25 protein-coding genes and 5 tRNA genes are annotated in these 24,497 nt (G+C 43.3%); 6 read left to right on the top strand and 24 right to left on the bottom strand.

Features of this window, described 5'->3' with window-relative positions; all coding sequences use genetic code 11:
• The 9 genes from AACW06_RS13625 to fkpA all read right to left on the bottom strand — a co-directional run.
• Window positions 1–128: GTP-binding protein (locus AACW06_RS13625; protein ID WP_238336750.1), on the bottom strand; the 128-nt coding region annotated here is incomplete at its 3' end.
• Window positions 129–251: 123 nt separating this feature from the next.
• Window positions 252–2,348, bottom strand: a complete 2,097-nt coding sequence (gene fusA / locus AACW06_RS13620) for an elongation factor G (RefSeq protein WP_192075475.1) — start codon at window positions 2,346–2,348, stop codon at window positions 252–254.
• A 75-nt stretch (window positions 2,349–2,423) separates the two neighbouring features.
• The gene (rpsG, locus tag AACW06_RS13615; RefSeq protein ID WP_053309842.1) at window positions 2,424–2,894 is read right to left on the bottom strand and encodes a 30S ribosomal protein S7; all 471 of its coding nucleotides are present in this window, start codon (window positions 2,892–2,894) and stop codon (window positions 2,424–2,426) included.
• A 96-nt stretch (window positions 2,895–2,990) separates the two neighbouring features.
• Window positions 2,991–3,365, bottom strand: a complete 375-nt coding sequence (gene rpsL / locus AACW06_RS13610) for a 30S ribosomal protein S12 (protein ID WP_005595139.1) — start codon at window positions 3,363–3,365, stop codon at window positions 2,991–2,993.
• Between the two features lie 181 nt (window positions 3,366–3,546).
• On the bottom strand, window positions 3,547–3,822 hold the full coding sequence (gene tusB, locus AACW06_RS13605) for a sulfurtransferase complex subunit TusB (protein ID WP_192075474.1): 276 nt from the start codon (window positions 3,820–3,822) through the stop codon (window positions 3,547–3,549).
• 9 nt (window positions 3,823–3,831) lie between these two features.
• Entirely contained in the window at window positions 3,832–4,188 is a 357-nt protein-coding gene (gene tusC, locus AACW06_RS13600) for a sulfurtransferase complex subunit TusC (RefSeq protein ID WP_192075473.1), read from the bottom strand.
• Window positions 4,185–4,583, bottom strand: a complete 399-nt coding sequence (gene tusD / locus AACW06_RS13595) for a sulfurtransferase complex subunit TusD (protein WP_443263472.1) — start codon at window positions 4,581–4,583, stop codon at window positions 4,185–4,187. Before tusD ends, tusC begins: the two co-directional genes overlap by 4 nt.
• A complete protein-coding gene (locus tag AACW06_RS13590; RefSeq protein WP_192075472.1) occupies window positions 4,583–5,302 on the bottom strand; it encodes a PAS domain-containing protein in 720 nt (239 codons plus the stop codon). The genes tusD and AACW06_RS13590 overlap by 1 nt, the downstream gene beginning before the upstream one ends.
• A gap of 179 nt (window positions 5,303–5,481) precedes the next feature.
• Window positions 5,482–6,270, bottom strand: coding sequence for an FKBP-type peptidyl-prolyl cis-trans isomerase (gene fkpA / locus AACW06_RS13585; protein WP_192075471.1), 789 nt, complete (start codon window positions 6,268–6,270; stop codon window positions 5,482–5,484).
• A gap of 139 nt (window positions 6,271–6,409) precedes the next feature.
• On the opposite strand from fkpA, the gene AACW06_RS13580 reads away from it, so the two are divergent.
• Together AACW06_RS13580 and AACW06_RS13575 are read left to right on the top strand one after the other, a co-directional pair.
• On the top strand, window positions 6,410–7,390 hold the full coding sequence (locus tag AACW06_RS13580; RefSeq protein ID WP_192075470.1) for a WD40 repeat domain-containing protein: 981 nt from the start codon (window positions 6,410–6,412) through the stop codon (window positions 7,388–7,390).
• Between the two features lie 9 nt (window positions 7,391–7,399).
• Window positions 7,400–7,627, top strand: coding sequence for a SlyX family protein (locus tag AACW06_RS13575; RefSeq protein ID WP_053309835.1), 228 nt, complete (start codon window positions 7,400–7,402; stop codon window positions 7,625–7,627).
• A 3-nt stretch (window positions 7,628–7,630) separates the two neighbouring features.
• Here AACW06_RS13575 and AACW06_RS13570 read toward each other — a convergent pair whose 3' ends face one another.
• The 9 genes from AACW06_RS13570 to tsaE form a co-directional block, all read right to left on the bottom strand.
• On the bottom strand, window positions 7,631–7,819 hold the full coding sequence (locus tag AACW06_RS13570; protein ID WP_053309834.1) for a DUF2065 domain-containing protein: 189 nt from the start codon (window positions 7,817–7,819) through the stop codon (window positions 7,631–7,633).
• An 85-nt stretch (window positions 7,820–7,904) separates the two neighbouring features.
• Window positions 7,905–8,885, bottom strand: a complete 981-nt coding sequence (gene hflC / locus AACW06_RS13565) for a protease modulator HflC (RefSeq protein WP_192075469.1) — start codon at window positions 8,883–8,885, stop codon at window positions 7,905–7,907.
• A 2-nt stretch (window positions 8,886–8,887) separates the two neighbouring features.
• Window positions 8,888–10,087, bottom strand: a complete 1,200-nt coding sequence (gene hflK, locus AACW06_RS13560; RefSeq protein WP_192075468.1) for an FtsH protease activity modulator HflK — start codon at window positions 10,085–10,087, stop codon at window positions 8,888–8,890.
• 45 nt (window positions 10,088–10,132) lie between these two features.
• Window positions 10,133–11,422, bottom strand: a complete 1,290-nt coding sequence (gene hflX, locus AACW06_RS13555; RefSeq protein WP_192075467.1) for a ribosome rescue GTPase HflX — start codon at window positions 11,420–11,422, stop codon at window positions 10,133–10,135.
• 41 nt (window positions 11,423–11,463) lie between these two features.
• Window positions 11,464–11,730 carry an RNA chaperone Hfq gene (gene hfq / locus AACW06_RS13550; protein ID WP_053309830.1) on the bottom strand — a complete coding sequence of 89 codons (267 nt, stop codon included), beginning with the start codon at window positions 11,728–11,730 and terminating at the stop codon, window positions 11,464–11,466.
• A 196-nt stretch (window positions 11,731–11,926) separates the two neighbouring features.
• Window positions 11,927–12,859: a tRNA (adenosine(37)-N6)-dimethylallyltransferase MiaA gene (gene miaA / locus AACW06_RS13545; RefSeq protein WP_168524081.1), complete on the bottom strand. Its 933-nt coding sequence runs from the start codon at window positions 12,857–12,859 to the stop codon at window positions 11,927–11,929.
• Between the two features lie 15 nt (window positions 12,860–12,874).
• Complete coding sequence (gene mutL, locus AACW06_RS13540) at window positions 12,875–14,848, bottom strand: DNA mismatch repair endonuclease MutL (protein WP_192075466.1); 1,974 nt, start codon at window positions 14,846–14,848, stop codon at window positions 12,875–12,877.
• A 9-nt stretch (window positions 14,849–14,857) separates the two neighbouring features.
• Complete coding sequence (locus AACW06_RS13535) at window positions 14,858–16,576, bottom strand: LysM peptidoglycan-binding domain-containing protein (protein WP_192075465.1); 1,719 nt, start codon at window positions 16,574–16,576, stop codon at window positions 14,858–14,860.
• Entirely contained in the window at window positions 16,570–17,034 is a 465-nt protein-coding gene (gene tsaE, locus AACW06_RS13530) for a tRNA (adenosine(37)-N6)-threonylcarbamoyltransferase complex ATPase subunit type 1 TsaE (RefSeq protein WP_192075464.1), read from the bottom strand. Before tsaE ends, AACW06_RS13535 begins: the two co-directional genes overlap by 7 nt.
• 219 nt (window positions 17,035–17,253) lie before the next feature.
• On the opposite strand from tsaE, the gene queG reads away from it, so the two are divergent.
• Window positions 17,254–18,378 carry a tRNA epoxyqueuosine(34) reductase QueG gene (queG, locus tag AACW06_RS13525; RefSeq protein WP_192075463.1) on the top strand — a complete coding sequence of 375 codons (1,125 nt, stop codon included), beginning with the start codon at window positions 17,254–17,256 and terminating at the stop codon, window positions 18,376–18,378.
• Window positions 18,379–19,197: 819 nt separating this feature from the next.
• On the opposite strand, the gene AACW06_RS13520 is transcribed toward queG, so the two are convergent.
• The 6 genes from AACW06_RS13520 to orn form a co-directional block, all read right to left on the bottom strand.
• A tRNA-Gly gene (locus AACW06_RS13520) sits at window positions 19,198–19,273 on the bottom strand.
• A 31-nt stretch (window positions 19,274–19,304) separates the two neighbouring features.
• Window positions 19,305–19,381, bottom strand: a tRNA-Met gene (locus AACW06_RS13515).
• Window positions 19,382–19,533: 152 nt separating this feature from the next.
• Window positions 19,534–19,609, bottom strand: a tRNA-Gly gene (locus AACW06_RS13510).
• A 31-nt stretch (window positions 19,610–19,640) separates the two neighbouring features.
• A tRNA-Met gene (locus AACW06_RS13505) sits at window positions 19,641–19,717 on the bottom strand.
• Between the two features lie 57 nt (window positions 19,718–19,774).
• Window positions 19,775–19,850, bottom strand: a tRNA-Gly gene (locus tag AACW06_RS13500).
• A 177-nt stretch (window positions 19,851–20,027) separates the two neighbouring features.
• Window positions 20,028–20,573: an oligoribonuclease gene (gene orn / locus AACW06_RS13495; RefSeq protein WP_192075462.1), complete on the bottom strand. Its 546-nt coding sequence runs from the start codon at window positions 20,571–20,573 to the stop codon at window positions 20,028–20,030.
• Between the two features lie 153 nt (window positions 20,574–20,726).
• Between orn and rsgA the strand changes: the two genes are divergently transcribed.
• The 3 genes from rsgA to AACW06_RS13480 all read left to right on the top strand — a co-directional run bounded on the left by rsgA (window position 20,727) and on the right by AACW06_RS13480 (window position 24,396).
• Complete coding sequence (rsgA, locus tag AACW06_RS13490) at window positions 20,727–21,788, top strand: small ribosomal subunit biogenesis GTPase RsgA (RefSeq protein WP_053309824.1); 1,062 nt, start codon at window positions 20,727–20,729, stop codon at window positions 21,786–21,788.
• A 153-nt stretch (window positions 21,789–21,941) separates the two neighbouring features.
• Window positions 21,942–22,799: an archaetidylserine decarboxylase gene (gene asd, locus AACW06_RS13485; protein WP_192075461.1), complete on the top strand. Its 858-nt coding sequence runs from the start codon at window positions 21,942–21,944 to the stop codon at window positions 22,797–22,799.
• A gap of 181 nt (window positions 22,800–22,980) precedes the next feature.
• The gene (locus AACW06_RS13480; RefSeq protein WP_192075460.1) at window positions 22,981–24,396 is read left to right on the top strand and encodes an SLC13 family permease; all 1,416 of its coding nucleotides are present in this window, start codon (window positions 22,981–22,983) and stop codon (window positions 24,394–24,396) included.
• Window positions 24,397–24,497 lie beyond the last annotated feature (101 nt).

The raw sequence follows: 24,497 nt of genomic DNA, 5'->3' as shown, positions 1-24,497 counted from the left end.
ACACCACCGTACACTTTTGCAAGTGTAGTACAGATAGCAGCAGTTAGAGTTGTTTTACCGTGGTCAACGTGGCCGATAGTACCAACGTTTACGTGCGGTTTCGTACGTTCAAATTTTGCTTTAGACACGATCGTGTTCCTTCCTAGTTATGATTCGCCTTGAGTCACATATAGCTCAAGACGCGCCAGAAATTGCTATTTTATGCGCCAACTCTCGTCAGCGCAATAGATTCGTTATTAAACAAATAACTGTTAAGTGCGCTCTGCAATAATTGCTTCTGCAACATTCTTCGGCACATCAGCGTACTCAGCAAACTCCATAGAGTAAGAAGCACGGCCCTGAGTGGCAGAACGTAAGTCTGTTGCGTAACCAAACATTTCAGATAGAGGGACTTTAGCATGGATAATTTTTAGGCCAGCATGACCTTCATCCATACCTTCAATCATGCCGCGACGACGGTTTAAGTCGCCAACAACATCACCCATCCAATCTTCAGGAGTGGTTACTTCAACTTTCATCATTGGTTCAAGAAGAACAGGTTGCGCTTCTAAAGCACCTTTCTTGAACGCCATCGACCCAGCAATTTTAAACGCCATCTCGTTTGAGTCGACATCATGATATGAACCATCGAATAATGTCGCTTTGACATCCATAATAGGATAGCCAGCTAACACACCGTTGTTCATTTGCTCTTCGATACCTTTCGCAACCGAGCTGATGTATTCCTTAGGAACCACACCACCAACGATTTCGTCGACAAAGACAAAGCCTTCACCGAGTTCCGCAGGTTCAATCTTAAGCCAAACGTGACCATATTGACCACGACCACCAGATTGACGAACGAACTTGCCTTCAACTTCCGCTTTACCACGGATAGTTTCGCGATACGCCACTTGTGGCTTACCGACGTTGCAATCAACACTGAATTCACGCTTCATGCGATCAACGATGATGTCTAGGTGAAGCTCACCCATACCTGAAATCAATGTTTGACCCGTTTCCTTGTCGGTTTCAACACGGAACGATGGATCTTCTGCAGCCAGTTTACCTAGCGCAATACCCATTTTTTCTTGGTCTGCTTGAGAGCGAGGCTCTACCGCAATTTGAATTACAGGCTCTGGGAATTCCATGCGCTCAAGTACCACTTTATGGTCTTGATCACACAAAGTATCACCAGTAGTGACATCTTTAAGGCCAATCGCTGCAGCGATATCGCCAGCGCGAACTTCTTTAATTTCTTCACGCTTATTGGCGTGCATTTGAACGATACGACCAAAACGCTCACGCTTTTGCTTCACAGAGTTGTAAACGGCATCGCCTGAGTTTACGACTCCAGAATAAACACGCATAAACGTTAGTGTACCAACAAATGGGTCTGTCGCAATTTTAAAGGCTAACGCTGCAAATGGTTCGTTGTCGTCAGCATGACGCTCAACTTCATTTTCATTGTCATCAAGACCTTTAATTGCTGGAACATCAATTGGCGAAGGCAAATATTCGATTACTGCATCAAGTACGGCTTGAACACCTTTATTTTTAAAGGCACTGCCACACGTAGCTAATACAATTTCATTATTAATGGTACGAGTACGTAATGCTTGTTTAATTTCCGCTTCCGTCAACTCACCTTCTTCAAGGTATTTATCCATTAACTCTTCACTTGCTTCAGCCGCTGCTTCTACAAGGTTATTGTGCCATTCTTCAGCAAGTTCTTGCATGTCAGCCGGAATGTCTTCGTATGTAAACGTCATGCCTTGATCGGCTTCATTCCAGTTGATTGCTTTCATCTTGATAAGGTCGATGACACCTCTGAACTCTTCTTCTGCACCAATATTCAATTGGATTGGAACAGGAGTCGCACCAAGACGATTTTTAATTTGGTCTACAACACGTAAAAAGTCTGCGCCAGCACGGTCCATTTTATTAACGAACACCATGCGAGGAACACCGTATTTATCAGCTTGACGCCATACAGTTTCAGACTGAGGTTCAACACCAGATGAGCCACAGAATACAACCACTGCACCATCAAGCACACGAAGTGAACGCTCTACTTCGATTGTAAAGTCAACGTGTCCTGGGGTATCAATGATGTTTACGCGATGATCTTGGAACTGTGCTTCCATACCACGCCAGAAGGTTGTTGTAGCAGCAGATGTGATAGTAATACCACGCTCTTGCTCCTGCGCCATCCAGTCCATGGTTGCAGCACCATCGTGAACTTCGCCGATTTTGTGAGAAAGGCCAGTGTAGAACAGAATACGTTCAGTAGTGGTTGTTTTACCTGCATCTACGTGAGCACAGATACCGATGTTACGGTAGCGCTCAATAGGAGTTTTACGAGCCACGATTGTATCCTCTTACTAAGGTATCCCTTAGAGTATAAAGATGTGCTGCGAGAGAAACTCGCAGCACTAAAGGTATTACCAGCGGTAATGAGCGAATGCTTTGTTCGCTTCTGCCATGCGGTGAACGTCTTCACGTTTCTTAACAGCAGAACCTTTGTTTTCTGACGCATCTAGCATTTCAGCAGCTAGGCGAGCAGCCATAGATTTTTCACCACGCTTACGCGCAGCATCAACTACCCAACGCATAGCAAGTGCGTTACGGCGAACCGGACGTACTTCTACAGGTACTTGGTAAGTTGAACCACCCACACGGCGAGATTTAACTTCTACCGCTGGACGTACGTTTTCAAGAGCTTCTTCAAATACAGCTAAGTGATCTTTACCAGATTTCTCAGCCATAGTGTCTAGTGCAGTGTAAACAATTTTTTCTGCAGTAGATTTTTTACCGTCAACCATAAGAATGTTAACGAATTTTGCCAGCAGTTCAGACTTGAACTTTGGATCTGGAAGGATCTTACGCTGACCAATAACGCGACGACGTGGCATGGATATTCTCCGTTGTCTTTTTCAGGTTATCCAAAACTTTTCAGTTTCTTCAAAAATTAAATAATTTAGTGTTTGGCCTTACTTAACGGAAATCCATTAAGACTTAGGACGTTTCACACCGTACTTAGAACGAGCTTGTTTACGGTCGTTAACGCCTGCACAGTCAAGTGCACCACGAACTGTGTGGTAACGAACACCCGGAAGGTCTTTTACACGACCACCGCGGATTAGAACAACTGAGTGCTCTTGAAGGTTGTGGCCTTCACCGCCGATGTACGATGTTACTTCGAAGCCGTTTGTCAAACGTACACGACAAACTTTACGAAGTGCTGAGTTAGGTTTTTTAGGTGTAGTAGTGTAAACACGAGTACATACACCACGTTTTTGTGGGCACGCTTCTAGTGCTGGCACGTTGCTTTTAACAACTTGCTTTGCACGAGGCTTGCGTACCAACTGGTTAATAGTTGCCATTAACTAGCTCCTGAATTTACTTAAAGTAAGCTTTGTGAAAAATCTAGTCCCTACGTACTTAGTACAAATAGGGACGCAAAATTCTATGCAGCAGTGAGAGGTGTGTCAAGAAATATACAGATCTTTTTTAACCACTAAAAAAGGCTGTTGATTTTTTAGATATAAAATCAACAGAAAAACATTACCAAGTTATTGATTTATCATGTTTAACGGTTAAATCAACAAAGCCAGAAAAATTGACTTTCATCATATGAGGCGAGCTGAGATCTTCCACACCGCGCGCTGCGAGATCCTCGGAAAGGACATAAACCTTCGTTAGATCGATAATTTGCCCAAAATGCATAGCGTTTGGGTTAGACATGTATACAGCATCTTCAATCAAAAGTATCTCATCTTCATCGGTAGAATATCGCTGTACTAATGTCATTTTAGATGCGTCTTTTACGATATGAAGCATTGGCTCTCCTTAGAAGGTTAACACTTGATCACACTGTGCCAATAATTGTGCGATTTGCTGGGGAGATATCTTTTGAGCATCGATCACCCAATCAGCGGCCCCTAAGCCAAATTCATCAATACTTTGCTGGCAAAGGTAGATTTGTTCAATATCGTATAGGTCGAGTAATTTAAATGCGCTGATATAGTCGCGGCTCAATACCTGTTCTGGTGATTGACTGGCGATAAGTTGAGTAACGCCTGAACCAACAAAAAAAAGGGCAATATCATCACTGTACGCTGATGCAGCGAGTACAGCATCTAAGCCTTCTCTTCCTGCCGAAGTTGAATGAGGAGCCGATTGAAAAACAAAACCTAATTTTTTCAAAACTGTACCACTCTATTTTGTGTCAGTAATGCTTCGGCCAAACTCCCTAAACCAGCTTGCTCAAAGTTATCTGCTAAATTATGCGTAGCAAGTTGATGTTGTTGCGCTTCGCTATCACTGATAATGCCACGGCGGAGCGCCGCCGCCACGCAAGTTTCTAATTTAACGTTATGCTCTAGCACAAGCTGTTGCCAAGCTTTGACTAAATCAAACTCATCGTTAGCTGGAGCAGTAATCGACGAACCATTAAGCACACCGTCTTGATAAAAAAAGACGCTCGATAGGGTGTGGCCTTTTTCTATCACAGCACAAGCAAAGCGATAAGCACTGCGCGCTGACTGAGAGCCATAAACCGCCCCATTGACTAGTAGCGTATAAGTCAACGTTTGGCTCACTACAATTCTTCTCCAGTCTTACGCTGGCGAATGTAGAGGTACACTGTATGCTTGGAAATATTCAGTCGTTCAGCAACACGGTTGATGGCATCTTTGATATCAAAAATACCTTTGTCATACAACTCCATCACGATCTGACGGTTTTTGGTGTTGTTAGATACCGACTTGTCTGCATTGATATCTTCAATCGTGCGCTCAACAGTTTGATCCACCAGCTCTTCAACATCGCTGGCAAAGTTCACTGAAGACGCCGCTTCTTGCGCTTCTTGTGTTGGCATGAAAGATTGCAGAACCTGAGAAAATGGCGCGTCTAAGTTGACGTTAATACATAACAAACCAATAACTCGATTATCACCATTACGGATTGCCACTGTAATGGACTTCATCAACACGCCACCTTTGGCACGAGTAAAGTAAGATCGAGAGAAGTTGCGCTCTGAACCTTCAATGTCTTTTAGCATACGCAGTGCTAGATCGGTGATAGGTGAACCAACTTGACGCCCTGTATTCTCACCGTTAGCGATTTTGATAGCTGATGTATTGAGATCTTCCAATGAGTGCAGCACGATCTCACAGAAAGGGCCAATCAAACTAGCAATACCATCCACGACGGCTTCATAGGAGCGAAGTATAATTTTATCGTGCTCACTAAATGGCATCACATGTACGGATTCCATTTCAAGCAACATCTCCGCATTTAGAGTTTCTGTCATTGTCACTGTTATCTAGCCTTAGTGCGAAAAATCAACAAATTGATGTAAGTTTATCAGAAAATTTTAATTTTAAACCTAGTTAAGTCTTGAGCAAGTGATTTAAAACAATTAATCAGAGTATGCGGTTCAAAGAAAAGGGCCTGATAAATTCAGGCCCTTAGCGTAATAATGACGTTGAAAAGCAATTATTTTGCTGCTTCGTCACCGTTATCAATTTTCAGTAATTCAACTTCAAATACGAGTGTTGAATTAGCAGGAATGGTTGGTGTGTCTTGTTCGCCATAGGCAAGCTCTGGTGGAATAACAAACTTATACTTAGAACCCACTGGCATTAACTGTACGCCTTCAGTCCAACCTGGAATAACGCGATTTAGCGGGAATGTAGCTGGTTCGCCACGGTCGTAAGAGCTGTCAAACTGTGTGCCGTCAGTAAGAGTGCCTTTGTAGTGTACTTGAACAGTATCGGTCTCTTTAGGTAATTCACCTGTGGCTGGTGTCATTACTTGATAAAGTAAACCTGACTCTGTTTTCTTCACGCCTTCTTGCTTTTCAAATTCAGCACGGAAGTCGTCTCCTGCAGTTTTTGCAGCTGCAGCTTTTTCAGTAGCTTGAGCTTTCATCGTTTCTGCAACACGCTTATCAAGCGCTTCTAAAGCCGCACGAGTTTCTTCTTCACTTAGCTCTGCGTTACCCGCAAAAACGTGCTCAATACCTTTAAGTACAAAATCTTTATCAAGATTGATGCCAATTTCACTTGGTTTCTCAATGCTTGTACTCAAGTAATTAGCAAAAGAAACACCAATTGCGTAAGCTGCTTTGTCATCTTCAGTTTTAAAGTGAACCGTTTTTCCGGTTTCAGCTTGCACTTGTTCTGCCGCTGGTGCTGCTTCAGTTTTTGGTGCTTCATCTTTCTGGCAGCCAACTGCTAGCATTACGGTTGCCGCAAGCAGTGACACTTTAAACAATGATTTCATTTATTTCTCCAATTTGTAGGCAAACCTTTTGTTATTGTGCACAAATCTCAGAGAAAGACTGGTGCACAAAACAGAGTTGTACCAATATAACGGTATGTTGATCGATTGTCTTTACACTCAAAGCGGATAATTAGACGTCATGCGGATAATTTCTCATTTAATCCTATGCTGCATTGTCATATTGATGTTAAATGGTTGTTTTTTCTCTAACAACGACGTGCAACGCTGGGAACTAGAACCGAATGGATCGACCAGCTTCGGCCTCAGCCGTGATGGTCGTTTTGCGCTTATCTACTCCAAACAAAAACAATTGGTTTTGTGGGATCTTAAACAAGATAAAATGCTCGCAGACCTAGGGCCTCAAGACCCTCAAGCAAATACTGTCTCACACATTCGCATCTCCGATAATGGCCGTTTCGCCGTCACCGCAAGCCAAATTAATTTTGCGGTATGGGACTTAGGTTGGACACAAGCACAGGGCTTATGGTCCATCTCTGACGGCCTCATTCGAAGTATTGATATATCAAATGATGGCGAACAAGTACTACTTGGTTTATCCAATGGTAAAGCTATTTATGTGGACTTAGTCAGCGGTCGCCGCCTAGAGTTCCTTGCTCATAGAGAAAAAGTCAATTCTGTCGCCCTATCTCCCAATGGTCGCTTTGCTCTCACTGGTGGCAATGATTATTTCGCTTATCTTTGGGATACCAAAACTGGGCAGATCTTGCGTTCTTTTGAACACGAACAACGCGTCAACCGAGTTGCTCTGCAACGAGATGGTTTGATGGCATTTACTTCCGATGGTGGTAATCAATCCGTTATTTGGGATCTAACTTCTGGTAAAAAAATAGCGCAATTGAGCAGCTTTTCCAGACAACTGATTTTCACAACCGCGCGTTTTTCCGATGACGGCTCCTTGTTAGTGACTGGTTCACCCTCTAGCCAAGTAGCTATTTGGGATGCTAAAAACGGTAAAAAGCAGCAAGGATTCGAGGTTGAACCGTTAAAAGATGCCCGTCCACCACGAGCTGTAGTGTATGATGCGGCCTTTGACCACCAGCAGCGAGTCATTACTGGTACATCAGCAGGTATTGCTCAAGCATGGAAATTAAACGATTAATGATAAGTGATGAACGATAAAAATATGCAACAATTAGAACAGCGTGTTAATGACTTAGAATGCCAACTGGCTTTTCAAGAACAAACCATCAATGAACTCAATGATGCTCTGACACAACAGCAAATGTTGATCACTAAAATGCAAGATCAAATGAAATACATGGTGGGTAAAGTGAAGAATATGGATACCTCTAATTTGGCCGATGCCTCAGAAGAGACACCTCCTCCTCACTACTGATCTCTAGCTGGCAAAGTAATAAGCTATTATTCCGCCTGCCACCACCAAACAGCCACCGATTCTACGCAATTGGTTATTGGGCTGCTGGCTAAGCTCTGCAACCATTTTACGCCAACCGTTGGGGGCGATTAGCGGTCCAAGACCTTCCACAATTAGCACCAAACCTACCGCAAACCAAATTGAATTAGACATAGTATTATCTCTATCGAACAGTGAAATATTATCCCAATAAACAACAAAGGCTCCGAGAAGGAGCCTTTGATTAAACAACTAACGATTATTTAGCTGCAACACCACTGGTGTTATTCATGTATTTGAAGAAATCACTCTTAGGATCCAACACTAGGATATCGCTTTTCTCACTGAATGATTTTTCATACGCTCTCAAAGAACGTAGGAAACCGTAAAATTCAGGATCTTTGCTGTAAGCATCAGAGTAAATCTTCGCTGATTTTGCATCGGCATCACCACGTGTTACACGTGCAGTTTTATCCGCTTCAGCTAAAATTGTCGCCACTTCAAGCTCAGCTTGGGCACGAATGATTTCAGCTTTCTCACGACCTTGAGAGCGGTGTTTACGAGCAACCGATTCACGTTCAGCACGCATACGACGGTAGATAGACTCACTGATCTCATCAGGTAAGTTGATTTTCTTCATACGGAAGTCAACCACTTCAACACCCAAATCTTTCATAGCGCTTTCGCGAGTGTCAGTCAGTACGTCTTCCATAATCTGGTCACGCTGACCATCAATTTCCAACGCTTGCTTAGCCGCTTCAGTCGTCACCACTTCCGCATCGGTACTGTCAGGCAACACATCTTTATTACGAGGACCTGAAACGATTTGTTTAATTTCACGCGAACCGATTTCAGAACGAAGAATATCCGTCACTTTACGCTCAAGCAGTGCTTCTGCTGTTAGTGCATTACCGCCACCTGTTGCCAAGTAGTATTGACCGAAATCTTCGATACGCCATTTTACGTAGGTATCAATGATCACGTCTTTTTTCTCAGACGTGACAAAGCGGTCAGAACGGCCATCCATAGTTTGAATACGTGCGTCTAATGTTTTCACACGGTCAAATAGTGGCATTTTAAAATGCAAGCCAGGCTCGTAGATACGGGCAATTTCGTTATTGTCTTTCAATACTCGACCAAAACGAACCACGATTCCACGCTCGCCTTCAGGGATGACAAATAGTGACATCCGCATCAGAACAAGTGCAATCACCAATACAGGGATCATTAACTTACGCATTATTAGTATCTCCCTTGACGTGTGCTAGTTGAACGAGACTGAGCATCAGTGTCAGCTGCCGTATCGGTACGCTGAGACTCAAGTTCGATCTGATCATACGCTGATGATGATTTCATTTGACGTTTGGTCTCTGATTTTTCCTGACCGGCTAATTTATCAATCGGCAAGTACAACAGATTACCGCTAGATTCAGAATCAATCAGCACTTTAGAGGTATTAGAATACACTTCTTCCATCGTATCGAGGTAGAGGCGATTACGAGTAACCTCTGGAGCTGCATTATATTCAGGCAACAGTTTCTCAAATTGAGCCACCTGACCTAATGCTTCATTGATTGTGCGCTCAGTGTAACCTTGAGCTTCTTTCTTCAAACGCTCAGCTCGGCCGGTTGCTTTCGGCAGAATTTCATTTTTATACGCTTCAGCTTCACGGATGAAACGCTCTTCATCTTCTCGTGCAGCAATCGCATCATCAAATGCATCTTTTACTTGCTCTGGCGGACGTGCAGATTGGAAGTTGACATCAACAATCATCAAGCCCATATCATAGCTGTCGATGATTTGATTCAATGTCTCTTGAGTGCTTTGACGAATTTGTTGACGACCACTGGTCAAAATACTATCCATCAATGAGTCACCCACGACAGCACGTAGCGCAGAGTCAGTTGCTTGGCGTAGGCTATCGTCAGCATTCGTAACACGATACAAGTACTTGTATGGATCAGAAACGCGATATTGAACATCCATTCCTACTGTCACCACGTTTTCATCTTTGGTCAGCATAAGGCCAGATGCACGTAACGATCGAATAGCTTCAACGTTAACCGCTGACACTTCATCAATAAAACGAGGACGCCAGTTTAGACCAGGATCAACGATGCGATCATACTTACCTAAACGCAGCACTACACCACGTTCGGCTTCACCAATAGTATAGAAACCGGAAAAGAACCATACCGCCACCGCAATAGCAGCAATGACACCAAAGCCAATTGCACTACCACCAGAGAACGAAGGGCCTTTACCACCTTTCTTACCAAACTTTCCACCCAGTTTTTGGCTCAGTTTATTAAAAACTTCGTCCAAATCTGGTGGTCCTTGATCACGGCCACCGGAGTTTTTGTCACCACGATTATTATTACCCCAAGGGTCATTATCGCGGCCATTGTTGCCGTTGTTATTACCAGGCTCATTCCACGCCATTAGAAAGCTCCATCATTTGATATGACGTTATACTGTAGCAGTCCTTTAAGTAACTATAAAGTCACGCAAAACTGCTTCTTCTCTTTTTTCTAGTCTAGACCAATCGACTTGCTGCATTCGAATATGAATCACTAAGTTGCCTTCTGGGTCATATTCTTCTTGCTGAATACATTTCATTTGTGAAAATGTACTACGAATGCGTCCTTGATGCAGTGGTGGAATACACAGTTGATATTGAATCACCTGACTGGCTAGTCGCTCCGTCAGTGCTTCGAAAAGCAGGTCAATACCTTGACCATCCATTGCCGATACCCATACTGTTCGAGGAATCCCCTCATCATCTCTTTCAATTCGAGGTTGTTGGCCTTCTAGATTGTCGATTTTGTTCATAACGACAAGAGTTGGCACCTCATGGGCATCAATCTCTTCTAAGACATCATAAACAGCTTTGATATTCTCACGAAAACGCTCATCACTGGCATCAACAACATGTAACAAAATGTCAGCTTCTTGAGTTTCTTGTAACGTGGCTTTGAACGCTGCAACTAAATCATGCGGTAGATGACGAATAAACCCTACCGTATCCGCCAAAATAGCGGTACCCACATCGGCTAAATCAATTTTACGCAGTGTTGGGTCTAACGTTGCAAACAGTTGATCTGCTGCGTATACACCCGCTTCGGTAATTCGATTAAATAAGGTCGATTTACCCGCATTGGTGTAACCCACCAGGGAAATTGTGGGAATTTCAGCTCGATTTCGAGCTCGGCGTCCTTGTTCTCTCTGCTTTGCGACTTTTTCTAAGCGACGTAATATCGCTTTAATGCGCTCACGCAATAATCGTCTGTCGGTTTCTAACTGGGTTTCGCCTGGACCACGCAAACCTATCCCACCTTTTTGGCGCTCAAGGTGCGTCCAGCCTCGAATTAATCGAGTTGAAAGGTGACGTAACTGCGCCAGTTCAACTTGCAACTTACCTTCATGGGTTCGAGCGCGTTGAGCAAAAATATCGAGGATAAGACCAGTACGATCAATCACTCGACATTGGCACAAATGTTCTAAGTTACGTTCTTGAGCTGGAGAAAGGGCATGGTTAAAGATCACCACATCAGCTTCAGTTGCCTGCACTGCTTGGGCAATTTCTTGGGCTTTGCCTTCACCGACATAATATTTAGGGTGTGGAGTTTGACGACTGCCAGTAATCACTTGCAGTGTCGACACTCCAGCAGAAGAAACTAGCATTTCACATTCGCTAAGATCTTCCCATTCACCCTTATGCGTGAAGTTGATATGAACAAGTACGGCTCGCTCACCGGCTTCGTAACGGTCAAACAAGCAACCAACTCCTTTGTAAATAAACGATGCTAATCAGAGGATTAATCTTCTGATTTGTCTGATGGTCGATCAGATCCAGTACGCGGTTCCGCGGTATGGTGGCTCACTGCACGTGCAGGAACAACCGTAGAAATTGCGTGCTTGTATACCATCTGATTAACTGTATTTTTTAGTAGGATCACGAATTGATCGAATGATTCAATCTGACCTTGAAGTTTAATACCGTTCACAAGATAGATCGAAACGGGAATGCGCTCACGACGTAGTGCATTTAAGAATGGGTCTTGTAGAGATTGCCCCTTAGCCATTTTATTTTCCTTATTTGAATTTTGTTGTAGTTATTTAGCTAGTGGTGCACTGCATTATTTGTGCGGCCTTTGCATCTGAGCTAAACGAATAAAAACCCCGTGATTACTTGTTATGGAGATGAATACGTCCAAATTCAAGTAACGGATCCTTTACAGGGTACATCACGCAAAAGCGATCACATTATACACAGCTAATTCAGTCAGATGCTATCGCATTTGAGAGAGTTTCTACTGCATGATCAATGTTTTCGCTATCTAACCAAGTTAAATCATCCCAGCTGCGTAACCAGGTGATCTGACGCTTGGCCAATTGACGGGTTGCACAGATTCCACGAAATACCGCTTCATCCAATGTACAATTCCCATCCAAATAGTCCCACATTTGTCGGTAGCCAACACAGCGAATGGATGGCAAATCTGGATGAAGATCTTTTCGAGCGTAGAGCGCTCTCATCTCATCTTCAAATCCAGCTTCGATCATTTTTTCAAACCTGAGTTCGATCCGACGGTGGAGTTCAGCCCTTTCCTTGGGAGCTATTGCAAACTGCTTAACTCGAAATGGCAGGCTTTCACCTTTGGTTTGAGTTAGCTCAGTAAGAGTTTTACCTGAAATTCGATAAACTTCCAATGCCCGCGACAATCTTTGTGGATCATTGGGGTGAATTCTGTCAGCTGAAACAGGATCAATCTCTTTCAGCTGATCGTGCAAAAAACTCCAGCCATGTGCTGCTGCTTCTTGTTCAATCTGTTGTCGTATTTCTGGGTTTGCAGCCGGAAGTGGCGACAACCCCTCTAGTAGAGCTTTGTAATACAACATAGTTCCTCCGACCAATAGAGGAATTTTTCCTTGTGCGGTAATGTCATGCATGGCTTGTAGAGCGTCACGACGAAAATCAGCCGCCGAATAAGCTTCGCTAGGGTCGAGAATATCAATCAAGCGATGAGGAGCGAGTGCAAGTTCACGCTCATCGGGCTTCGCCGTACCAATATTCATACTCTTATAGATCAGAGCCGAATCGACACTGATAATTTCAACTGGGTATTTCTGACGCAAACGGATAGCAACTTCAGTTTTACCCGATGCGGTTGGCCCCATCAAAAATAGAGCAAGTGGTAGTGTCTGATTCATCATTACTTTAATTATTTATGCTAACAACGCAGCAATCGTGGTGGAAAAATCAACCGGCTGAACAAAACGAGTATCGTGTAAAGGTAGTTTGCCCTGCCAAAGCTGTTCCAATTCCGAAATCATTTGAATCGCTTCCGATAAAGTGTAGTCACTTTTTACTTCAGTTGTCTGCTGGGCAAGCCAATCGGCTAAAATATCCGCTTTTATTTGCCCGCCAGATTCATTCAAATTTAAGGAGGCGTAAGATAACAGATCTGGAATTAAGTGTTGCAGATTTTGCTGTCGAAGTGGCTGAGGGACTCCCATCACCATCATGTTTTGCGCATTGCGTTCTTTTAACTCGATTCCCAACTCACGGAGTACAGGTTGACACTGTGCCAGTGTTTTACGTTCTGGTTCAGACAATTTCAGTGACAGTGGCACTAGCAGTGGTTGGCTTTTTAACTCTCCAGCGGCAGTATTAAGTTGCCCTCTAGTTTTAAGCCATGCCCCTTTGATAAGAGAAAGTAACACTACACCTTGTTTAGACCCCATCAGCAAGTATTGGCCTTGAATAACAGAAATCGCCTTACCTAGTTGCTCTAATTTTAGTGGTTGATTAAGAGTTTCAGGCACCTTTGTTGGAATTGTCACTGCTGTTGCAGGCTGAACGGTTTTCATCAGCTCTTGGTATGCCTTCACTTCCACTTTAGAAGGTGACGGCTGTTGCGAACGGTCATAATTCGCACGAAACGTACTTTGGGTAGCTGTTTGCTGCCACTCACTACGTTTAGGAACTTCTTGAATAGAATGTATGGCTGTAGCCGCTACCTCTGCATAGTTACTATCGGCCTTACGGGGATATGCAGGGACTTTATCCACTGCCCGCCCTATCTGCGCATCTAGGTCAGTGTCACTCTTTTCTATTTCTCTATTTTCAGCGCCTTTGTTTGCTAGCTCAACACTGGGGTGATGAAAGGCTGACTGGTTAACTTCAGGCTCTGTGATATGTTTGCTTTCAGCAAGCGCGCTACTTAATGCTTGGTAAATAAAATCATGAACTAGACGAGCTTGATGAAAACGCACCTCATGCTTTGCAGGGTGCACATTGACATCAACTTGATGCGGATCTAACTCGATAAACAGTACATAAGTTGCAAATTGATCCGCTTTTAAGCTGGTCTCATAGCTTTGTCTGATGGCGTGATTAATCAATTTATCACGCATCATACGACCATTCACATAACAATACTGTAAGTCACTCTGCTGACGAGCTCCTTCTGGGGTTGTTATCCAACCGTGTAACCTTAGCCCTTGATGTTCAAGTTCAATCCTCAGCATGTGACGCACAAAGGCATTACCACACACCGCAGCAATTCTTTTTTCTTCCTGAGATGTAGTTTTAGCGGCGCGGTACTGTCGTACCATTTTACCGTTATGGCGTACATTGATTGTCACATCAAAACGACTCAAAGCGATACGTTTTAGCAGTTCATCAATATGTGTAAATTCTGTTTTTTCGGTGCGAAGAAATTTACGCCGAGCTGGTGTATTGAAAAATAGGTCTAACACTTCGACTGATGTACCGATCGGATGCGCGGTAGGTTCAAGTTTCACCGCCATATCTCGTCCTTCACTGTGCGCTGCCCACGCTTGTTCTTGTGTCGCCGGACGAGAGGTTAAGGTTAGCCGAGAAACCGAGCTAATACTGGCCAGTGCTTCGCCACGAAAACCTAAACTGACAATCGCCTCTAAATCATCTAGGGTATGGATTTTAGAGGTGGCATGGCGACTTAATGCTAATGCCAATTCCTCTTTATCAATCCCAGTGCCGTTATCACGAACACGAATCAACTTAGCGCCACCTTTCTCGATATCGACATCGATACGGGTAGCACCAGAATCGAGGCTATTTTCTACCAACTCTTTTACCACTGAGGCCGGTCGTTCTACCACCTCACCAGCAGCAATTTGGTTAGCGAGACGAGCCGGTAGAATTTTAATTACCATAATGATTATCTACTTATTGGGAATGATCAGCACTTGACCAATCGCCAGTTGATCTGATCGCAATTGATTGGCTTGGCGAATACTGCTAATCGATACTTGATATTGGTTAGCAATTTTGCTCAAAAACTCCCCTTTTTGCACTTTGTGCTTGCGAAGTGGTTTGTCTTTTAAGCTCACCGTTATTTTCAGTTTTTGCCCTAGCTTTAATGTGTCAGAACGCAGTTTATTTTCTCGTTTTATCTCTTCAACACTCACTTTGTAATTAGCGGCTATCTTTCCTAAGTAATCACCAGATTTAACCACATGAGTAATGGTTTCTGTCTCAACAGGGCTATTCGCCACCGGCACTGATATTGGTGTAGCAGACCCGGGAATACTCAATACTTGCCCAATGGCTAAACTCGCGCTTTTGAGGTTATTTGCTGTCATTAAAGCTTGCGTTGAAGTGCCGTATTTCTTGGCAATCACAGATAAAGATTCACCGCGTTGGACTTTATGCTTTTGCGCTTTGCCACGGTTAGCAAATAGAGTACCTTCTGGTGGGTTATCTTCAAAATATTGCACGATAGCTTTTGCCAATGCACCGGCTAGCTTATCTTGATGGCTACGTTGGAATAATAGCTTTTCTTCTGTTGGGTTCGAGATAAAACCAGTTTCCACCAAAACTGATGGAATATCAGGTGATTTCAATACCGCCAAACTTGCGTTTACTGGCTCCTTTTTATGTAAGTGAGCCACTTTCCCCATCTCTTTGAGTAGGTGAGTCGCCACTTTGTAGCCTTCTTTTTGCGAATGACTAAATTGTAAATCCAGTAAAGTTTGGCTGACATTACGATCGCTATTATTTTTTGCCAACACTTGTCCTGCTCCACCAAGCAATTCCGATTGCTCTTCGTGGTTTTCGACCCAGCGAGCAATTTCGCTATTCGCACGCTTAGTATTCAATACAAATACCGAACCGCCTCTTGGTTGTGGCGTATGGAAAGCATCGGCATGGACTGACACTAAAAGATGCGCTTTATTACGCCGCGCGATTTCTGAACGTTTGTTGAGGTTGACAAAGTAATCACCACCACGAGTCAGAACAGCTTTCATTCCCGGTACGGCATTAATTTGATCGGCAATTTTTTTAGAAATACTCAGCGTGGCATTTTTTTCATATTTACGAGTAGGACCAATTGAACCAGGGTCTTCGCCACCATGCCCAGCATCGATCGCCACTACAATATCGGCTGTACCTAATAACTGTGAAGCATCACGACTAACCTGAGTGTTGCTAGCTGGTTTTGCCGACGCTTTTTCACCCTGCTCGTCATGGGGTAAATCAACCACTAAACGATGCCCATATTGACCACCGGGCGTCGGTGAAAGTTTGAAAGGTTGCGGATTAACCTTACGCTTAAGTTCGAAAACCAAACGATAGGTGCCTTTTTCTGGGGGAGAACTACTGCGGATCTGTTTAAGAATCGGGCTATCGGAAACCTGTAAAGGTAATTTAGTACTGAGTGTCGTTTTTTTTAAATCCACAACCAACCGCTCAGGACTACTAAGTGTGAAGTAACTGTAATCTGCTTCGTTTTTAAGATCGATAACCACCCGAGTTTCATCAGGAGAAGGCCAAACACGTACTCCTTCTAAAGCATTCGCCCAAGCAGTTGATGTGAATAACCACCCGCTGCAGCAGGCAAGCGATATAACAAAAGTTCGAAATAAATTAACGCTCAACATAACTCCAATTGGCTAAGTAATGCCGTTCCATAATGGCTATTAGCGGTTAACATCGCTTGTCGTTGTTCACCATCGTAGCGTAATTCAATGTCCAAGTCCGATGTCGGCAGTAAGCCATACCCCTTCTCCGGCCATTCAACAAGACAAATAGCATCATTGGTGAAGTAATCTCGGATCCCCATGAATTCAAGCTCTTCAGGGTCAGCTAAACGGTAAAGATCAAAGTGATAAACTTGCCAATTCGCCAGTTGATAAGGTTCAACAAGTGTATAAGTGGGGCTTTTGACGTTACCGACATGCCCTAATTGACGAATAAAACCACGGCTGAATGTTGTTTTTCCTGCACCAAGATCGCCATGCAAATAGATAGTTGTCTGCTCGGAACACAGTGTCGCTAGCGCTGCGCCTAATTTTACCGTTTGCTGTTCGTCTTTTAAGGTAAAGATCTTCGTGGTCATGAATTACAAGCTCTCTAGTATCGATAGTTGACTATATAAAAATCAAAAGAACTCGAATAGTAAACTGGGTTGAAATTGAGAGACAAGATCTCTTCTGTAAATAAAAGGAAAAAACTCTACCCAAAAGTCAGTTTAATCGACAAAACTGACGATCATTCCCTAGATCCTTTATCCATGATCCGTTAAGATCCTGCCCCCTTTTCGATGAACACGTTGATCATGAATTACCAAGCACTGGCAGACAATATAAAAATGTGGGCACGTGAACTTGGCTTCGAGAAAGTGGGGATCTGCGATGTTGATCTTAGCGAACATGAATCGACGCTGCAAAAATGGTTAGATGCTGGCTATCACGGTGAAATGGACTGGATGGCTCGTCACGGTATGATGCGAGCAAGGCCTAATGAACTACTTCCGGGAACTGTGCGTGTTATCAGCGCGCGCATGAACTATCTCCCTCCAGAAGCTAGCTTTGCCAGCAACCTGAATAATCCCAACCATGCCTATATCAGCCGTTATGCGCTTGGTCGTGATTATCATAAATTGGTCCGTAACCAGTTAAAAAAGCTAGGTGAAAAAATTGAACAAGAAGTTGGCGCATTAGGTTATCGGCCCTTTGTTGACTCAGCCCCAATACTTGAACGGCCACTTGCCCAAAAAGCAGGCCTTGGTTGGACAGGTAAACATTCACTAATTTTAGATAAAGACAGTGGCTCTTGGTTTTTCCTTGGCGAGTTATTAATTGACCTACCCCTGCCGATTGATACACCAAGTACAGACCAATGCGGTAAATGCAGCGCTTGTATAACATCATGCCCAACACAAGCAATTGTGGAAGCTGGTGTGGTAGATGCGCGCAGATGTATCTCTTATTTAACCATTGAGTATGATGGTATTATTCCTCACCAATTTCGCCGGGCGATGGGCAACCGCATTTATGGTTGCGATGATTGTCAGTTAGTATGCCCTTGGAACCGGTTTTCAGAACTGACTAAAACAAGTGATTTCCATCGTCGCAATGTGTTCAATGAGCCAGATTTAATCGAGTTGTTTGCATGGAGTGAAGATAAATTCTTACGCAATATGGAAGGTTCAGCGATTCGTAGAATTGGCCACCAACAATGGCAGCGTAACATCGCGATAGCCTTAGGTAACGCACCTTATTCCGAACACATTTTGACAGCATTAAAAACTAGGATGGGAATTTCAGAACTGTTAGATGAGCATATTCTGTGGGCAATCGAAGAACAAGAACAGAAACGCTCTAGCGCCCTAGAGCAATCCAATCTCAAACATCAGCGGCTAATAAGAATTATCGAGAAAGGGCTACCACGTGATGCATGAACGCTAAACGTTTGCATAGCTGATCGGTATTTATACCAATTACGGTAAATAAGTGATCAGAAATAGCGCAGGAAAAAGGCTTGAGAACAAAGCAGAATTTTTCGATAAGTAGTTATTCTACAATCAAAAATTCCAACGCAATTATCGAGCATTTTAACCAGCTGGGATGAACCGTTATTTACTACGATTGATATTACTTTGATATGCATCTCAAAATATAGCTATGTGGACAAAAATTTAAACACAACGCTGTTTTCTATAATCGAGGAAAGTTAGTCACATCTTCAATAAATGATAAGGATCAAAGATTCATTCATTAACGATCCTATTAATGAGCACACCCATCCTAGAGAAAATAATAAAATCCAATAAAAATCAACCAGTTGACGAAAATCCTAATACTTGAATGAATTAAAATATTATAGAAAGATCTTTCCTTTTCACTTCGTATTATCATAAAAAAACACGTTACTCACCAAGTTATCCACAATTATTTTTTGTGGATAAGTCTGTTAATGAAAAATCATAAGTACCCTTGAATCACTAGGTTTCATTGATTTTCACTGTGTATTAAAGTGCAATACTGAAGTTGTTAAGACGAAAATAAATCCGCAATGACTGCAGATTATTGATATTTTTTTGGGGTGATGCTTCACAGCATTAAAGAAAGAGCACAGACCATATTTAGTCCAAGTTCAGAGGCTAGTCTGAAGGAAGTTAGAGCGACAGCGACACACGAGATTCATTTTCTTTATGCAAAAGGCGTGTCCTCAACCTTAGCTAGGTTGTGCGGCGCTATTCTTTTCTTCGAAAAGAATTTGGAGCGACACACGAGGTTCGAACTCGTGACCTCAACCTTGGCAAGGTTGCGCTCTACCAACTGAGCTAGTGTCGCATAATTAAACGCTATTGCACTTAATCGAAATTGGTTGCGGGGGCTGGATTTGAACCAACGACCTTCGGGTTATGAGCCCGACGAGCTACCAAGCTGCTCCACCCCGCGTCCGTATTTCATCATTCAAAGCATGATGAGCGCTTTAAGCTTTCTAACAAAAGAAGCTGGAGCGACACACGAGGTTCACTTTCTTTATAAAAAAGGCGTGACCTCAACCTTAACTAGGTTGTGCGGCGCTATTCTTTTCTTCGAAAAGAATTTGGAGCGACACACGAGGTTCGAACTCGTGACCTCAACCTTGGCAAGGTTGCGCTCTACCAACTGAGCTAGTGTCGCATGATTAAACGCTGTTGCACTTAATCGAAATTGGTTGCGGGGGCTGGATTTGAACCAACGACCTTCGGGTTATGAGCCCGACGAGCTACCAAGCTGCTCCACCCCGCGTCCGTATTTCATCATTCAAAGCATGATGAGCGCTTTAAGCTTTCTAACAAAAGAAGCTGGAGCGACACACGAGGTTCGAACTCGTGACCTCAACCTTGGCAAGGTTGCGCTCTACCAACTGAGCTAGTGTCGCATTGACAACGTTTCCGCTGTTCAGGGCTGCGAATTATAAGAGCATTTTTTTGTGATGCAAGTCCTTCCTGATAAAAAAAGTCATTTTTTATCAGTTTGCTGAAAAAGCACGCAAATATGGCGTGTTAATCTTTGGAATCGATTAACACGCCATCATCTAAATTTCACGCTTTACTGATCAAATGCTGAATATTGTTTGACGGTAATATTTAAGTTCCGCGATCGACTCTCGAATATCATCCAGAGCTAGGTGACTCCCTTGCTTGGAAAAACCATCCAAAACCTCTGGTTTCCAGCGACGAGTCAGCTCTTTTAGTGTGCTGACATCGACATATCGATAATGGAAATATTCTTCTAACGCCGGCATGTATTTGTAAAGAAAGCGTCGATCTTGACCTATGCTATTACCGCAAATAGGGGATTTCCCTTTAGGCACCCATTGTTCTAAGAAGGCGATCGTCTGTTCAACCGCTTCTTGTTGTGACACAGAATCATGGCGAACTCGCTCAACCAGACCACTATTGGTATGGGTTGTTGTACACCAGTCATCCATTTTCGCTAATTCATCTTCAGGTTGATGGACGGCCAGTACAGGTCCCTCAGCTAGAATGTTTAATTCGCTATCAGTCACAATGGTAGCAATTTCGATAATTTTATGAGTTTCAGGATCTAAGCCTGTCATCTCAAGATCAACCCAAATTAAGTTCTGATCGCTAAAGGACATAAATACGTTGCCTATATTGGTTTGCAGATAAAAAAGGTACTATACCCAAATTCAGATCCTCAAGATACTTTTGGACATAGGATTCAAAGCGTATGGTTTCGAGTGAAATCTCGATGTGGGTCAAACGTATGACAATCATTTAAGTAGATAATCGTGGCAAAGAAAAAGAAGCTGACGAAAGGTCAAGTACGACGCGTTCGTAATAATCAGAGTAAACGACTGCAAAAAGAAGACACTATTCAGTGGGATGAAGCCATGCTGGGTACTGCCAAGACAGGGTTAGTCATTACTCGTTTTGGCCAACATGCAGACATTGAAGATCTCGAAACGCAAACGGTACAGCGCTGCAACCTGCGCCGCGGCATTGAAACCCTAGTGTCTGGTGACCGTGTTATTTGGCGACCAGGGCTTGAATCAATGGCGGGTATTTCTGGCGTTGTTGAAGCAGTAGAGCCACGCAAGTCGGTGTTGACACGTCCCGATTACTATGACGGTTTGAAGCCAGTAGCGGCCAATATTGACCAAATGGTGATCGTCTCTTCAGTCTTACCCGAGTTATCACTCAATATTATTGACCGTTATTTGATTGCCTCAGAAACCGTAAAAATCGCGCCTTTGGTTGTACTCAATAAAATCGATTTACTGAGCGATGAGCAACGCACCCAATACCAAGAATGGTTACGTGAATACGAACGTATCGGCTACAAAGTTCTACTGGTCAGTAAAGTAACAGGCGAAGGTATTGTAGAGCTAGAGGCTGAGTTGAGTGGACGTATCAACATTTTCGTCGGGCAATCTGGTGTGGGTAAATCCAGTTTAGTGAATGCCTTAATGCCTGATTTGGAAAATGAAATCGAAGAAGGTGAAGTTTCTCAAAACTCCGGCCTTGGCCAACATACCACCACAGCCGCTCGCTTGTACCACATTCCTACTGGTGGTGATCTGATTGACTCACCAGGAGTACGTGAATTCGGTCTATGGCACTTAGAAGCCGAAGAAATTACTGAAGCTTTTGTCGAATTTCGTCCATTTTTAGGTGGCTGCAAATTTAGAGACTGTAAACACGGTGATGACCCTGGTTGTTTATTACGTGAAGCGGTTGAGAAAGGCGATATCAGTGCAATACGTTTTGAAAACTATCATCGAATTCTTGAGAGCATGTTAGAAAACAAAGCCAACCGTCAATATTCGCGGAATAAAAAAGCAGATTTATAGCCTTGAGCTAAAATTCAAACGCAAATTTTGTTTCATTTTTTCGTTTGAATAATCGATCTATGATCATGAGTAACTACTGACATCGCGCCTATTTTTCAGTAACATCTCGCGCCCAAAGTGAAGAACATACAGTTAACATTGGAATATTAAACAATGGATAAAATTAAAGTTGGACTGCAATACTGGATCCCACAACACGGCTTAACACGCCTGATGGGGTGGCTCGCATCAGCCAAAGCTGGCGGTCTGACCACAGCAGTCATTCGTTGGTTTATTAAGCAGTATAACGTCAATATGGATGAGGCTTTGCACTCTGAACCTAGCCATTTCAAATCATTCAATGAATTTTTTGTGCGCGAGTTGAAAGAGGGAGTTCGCCCTATTGCCGAAAGTGAAGCTGTTATTACTCATCCTGCTGATGCTTGCGTAAGCCAATTTGGCCCAATTAATGACGGTAAACTGATTCAAGCAAAAGGCCATGATTTTACCGCAGTGGCCTTACTTGGCGGTGATGAAAGGCTAGCACAAGAATTTGATGAAGGTGAATTTGCAACACTTTACCTATCACCACGAGACTATCACCGCGTACATATGCCATGCGATGGTGTATTGCGCCAGATGATTTATGTGCCTGGTGATCTTTTCTCGGTGAACCCACTAACCGCAGAAAACGTTCCAAACTTGTTTGCTCGCAATGAACGAGTGGTGTGTATCTTTGACACTGAGTTTGGTCCAATGGCACAAGTGCTTGTTGGTGCAACCATTGTGGGAAGCATCGAACTGGTTTGGGCTGGCACGATCACTCCACCACGTGGTAACACTGTTTATCGTTGGGACTACCCAGCACAAGGTAATAAGGCGGTTATGCTGAAGAAAGGTCAGGAAATGGGCCGCTTTAAACTAGGCTCTACCGTGATCAACTTGTTCGCTAAAGATAAAGTACGCTTTGATGATTCAATGCAGCACGGCGAACCAACAGTTATGGGTACTCCGTACGCACATCAAAACTAATATCAAACAATGAGCTCATTGCTTAACATATGAGCTCATTTTCTCTCAAATTTATTGACTAAACACAAATCAATCACACATTCCAAACATAAAACCCAAAACTTCAATCCGCATCTAAGACCTTAATTCACATATCATTTACGATAGTCACCTCAAGTAAACAAAGCAAGGTGACGTAAGCATGCCAAATATCAATCCGGGAATACTGATAAAGCTAGCAATCTGCTTTTTGCTACCGCTTGGCGTATTATTTATGCCTATCGATTCAATTCCTATTGATAACCTCACTTTAATTCAACACAGGCTATTGGCGATTTTTTTACTAGCAGCCTTGCTATGGGTACTTGAACCCGTACCCGTCTTTGCGACGTCAATTTTGATCATCGCTCTTGAATTGATCATGATATCCGACAAAGGACTACATCTATTTCGTGCACCACCAGCAGGGCATGATTTAGGTGAACTGATGAAATACACCGATATTTTCAGTGCTTTCTCATCGCCAATTATTATTTTATTTATGGGTGGTTTCGCTCTGGCGATTGCCGCCTCCAAATATGATCTTGATAGCAACTTAGCGCGTGTATTACTCAAACCTTTTGGCAGTCAACCTCGGTTTATTATGTTAGGGTTAATGCTAATTACTGCAGTATTCTCGATGTTCATGTCTAACACCGCCACCACGGTCATGATGCTAGCATTACTCGGGCCTATTGTGGCCTCGGCTCCTAAAGGTGATTTGGGAATTAAAGCCTTGGTATTGTGTATCCCAATTGCAGCCAATACCGGTGGCATTGCAACACCAATAGGTACACCACCCAATGCTATTGCTTTGCAATATCTCACTGGCGAAAACAGCATCGACTTCCTTTCTTGGATGATGATGGGCCTTCCCTTTGTGATGATTCAGCTGACTTTAGCGTGGTTCTTACTGCAGAAACTATTCCCTTCTTCTGAAAAACAGATGAGCTTAAAACTGAATGGTAAATTCCAAAAAAGCTGGCAAGCGATCGTAGTTTATATAACATTCTCCACCACCATTGTCCTTTGGATGACAACCTCATTGCATGGAATGAATACGTATGTTGTCTCTATCATTCCTTTGGCAGTTTTTACACTCACCGGTATTATGGGCAAGGAGGAATTAAAACAGATCAATTGGGACGTATTATGGTTAGTCGCCGGTGGTATCGCTATTGGTATTGGCTTGGATAAAACAGGGCTCGCTTCAGCGTTAGCTCACGCAATTGACTATAGCGCACTATCGCCCGTTTCTGTGGTTATCACGCTATCATTAGTGTGTTGGATAATGGCGAATTTTATGTCTAATACTGCAACCGCGAACTTATTAATGCCCATTGCAGCGGCAATTGCAGTATCGATGGAAAGCCTTGCAAGTGTCGGCGGTATACAAGGCCTGTTAGTTGTGGTCGCCTTTTCAGCATCACTCGGTATGATCCTGCCAGTATCAACCCCACCCAATTCGTTAGCTTACTCTACAGGCTTGATTGAAAGTAAAGACATGGCGAAAACGGGTGTCATTATTGGCATCGTAGGGCTATGTATTGTCTACACTGCCGCTCTGTTACTAACCTAACCATCTAAATGCGTGGCTTGCACAATTGAACGCAGGTCACGCAATTGAAATTTCCAACCACAATCTGCTGACGAATAATCGAGCAAGATCAGATTAATCTA

The sequence above is a fragment of the Vibrio sp. S12_S33 genome (assembly GCF_963889785.1).
Lineage (GTDB): Bacteria > Pseudomonadota > Gammaproteobacteria > Enterobacterales > Vibrionaceae > Vibrio > Vibrio aestuarianus.
Note: the sequence above shows the minus strand (reverse complement) of the source record. Positions and strands in the feature narration are given on the sequence as shown.